Source organism: Actinoplanes sp. NPDC051633 (assembly GCF_040681735.1).
GTDB lineage: Bacteria > Actinomycetota > Actinomycetes > Mycobacteriales > Micromonosporaceae > Actinoplanes.
In genome coordinates this window covers 1-1,680 of sequence record NZ_JBFAZH010001459.1, presented here as the reverse complement: position 1 = coordinate 1,680, position 1,680 = coordinate 1, and the positions used below count along the sequence as shown (strand labels likewise).

Annotated in this window: 1 protein-coding gene; it reads left to right on the top strand. The window is 66.7% G+C overall.

Translation table 11 applies throughout. The features are described 5' to 3' along the window. Positions 1–611: 611 nt before the first annotated feature. Positions 612–1,565, top strand: a complete 954-nt coding sequence (locus AB0M20_RS42060; protein WP_364306970.1) for a sulfotransferase — start codon at positions 612–614, stop codon at positions 1,563–1,565. Positions 1,566–1,680 lie beyond the last annotated feature (115 nt).

Genomic DNA, 1,680 nt, shown 5'->3' with positions numbered 1-1,680 from the left:
CCGAAGAGCCAAGTGAATCTTGACCACCGGTATGGTCCGAAATAGCCGTGTGAACAGGACGTATTCACTGCGATTGCCACGGCCCATCCGCAGCCCCATCAGTCACACCGAGTAATAGACATTCGGTACGGCGAAGCCATCCGCGGACGACCGAGCGGATTCGCCGCCGACGTCGCTGTCGGGGACGAAGCCGAGATGTCGGAATACTCCGTGTGGCGCATGTCACTCTCAAGTGCGATAACTGAGTGTGTAGCCACGGGTGCAGCACGGTTATATCGGACAGTGGAAGCGCGTGCCGGCCATCGATGATGAGATGTCGGTGGCGATCAACTGCTGGATTGGACTCGCTTCGTGCTGCAGTCACTACCGTGGGTGAGATGATGACGGCCAACGACGCTGTATGTGTTTGCGGGCATCCGCGGCTCGCGCACGAGCACCTGCGCAGAGGCAGCGACTGCGCGTTCTGTGGCGCCGAGCGGTGCCCGAGATTCCGTCGCAAGCGGTGGTGGCGGTCCGCCCCGCGCGGCCGGTCCGGTGACGACGAGCACCGTTAGCCAAAGCCTAGTAATCCGGTAGGCTAACTCCCACTTGGAGGCTCGTGAGGAGGACTCATGGCACTACCGGACTTCCTGATCGCCGGCGTACCCAAGGCGGGCACGACCGCTCTGCACGCCGCCCTCGTCCGGCACCCCGAGCTGTTCCTGTCGCGGGTCAAGGAGCCGAAGTTCTTCCTGTCCGACGGCCCGCCACCGACGCACGGCGGGCCGGGCGACGTGCAGACCTATCAGGAGCACGTCTGGCGGCAGGCGGATTACGAGGCGCTGTTCGACCCGGCGCCGCCCGGCACCCGCCGCGGCGAGGCCACCCCGTTCTACCTGTACGACCTCGACGCCCACGACCGGATCAAGAGCCTGGTCCCGGACGCCCGCCTGATCATCCTGCTGCGCGACCCGGTGGACCGCGCCCACTCCAACTGGACGCACCTCTGGAACGCCGGGCTGGAGCCGGAGGCCGACTTCCTGGCCGCCTGCCGCGCCGAGCCCGTGCGCATCGAGGCCGGGTGGGCGAGCTTCTGGCACTACATCCGGCAGGGGTTGTACGGCGCGCAGATCGACCATCTGTTCAAGGTCTTCCCGCGCGAGCAGGTGCTGTTGCTGCGCTACAAGGAGCTCAAGGACAGCCCCGCCGCCACGCTGGACCGGGTCTGCTCGTTCCTGGGGGTGAGCACGGGGGTGCTCACCGAGGTCCCGAAGGAGAACGTGAACCGGCACGTGGTCGAGGACACCGCGGCGAACGGGATGCTGCGCCGGCTGCTGCGCACCGGCGGCGAGATCGGGCACCGCTTCCCGGTGCCGCTGCGGCTGGCCGTCCGCGGCCCGATCCTCACCTTGCTGCACCGCAAGACCGGTGCCCGGCCGGTCACCACGCCGGCCGAGCGGGCCGCGCTGCTGCCGGAGTTCGCCGACGACATCGCCCTGCTGTCGAGCGTCACGGGGGAGAATTACGACGACTGGCTGTCCGTCGACCGACACGCCCGCTCACTTCAATCCCCACCAAAGCCGTAGAGAATGTAATACTCGTCGGCACGATCTTCGTCACGCCTGTTGTTTGGAGCCGCCTTGTCCATCGGAATCTCCACGCTGCCGTTGCCACGCTGGGACGACTCGGTCGTCGTGGTCG

What these genes read in the sequence shown, in the direction of transcription:
- AB0M20_RS42060 (WP_364306970.1), top strand. Translation starts at nt 612, where the DNA reads ATGGCACTACCGGACTTCCTGATCGCCGGCGTACCCAAGGCGGGCACG.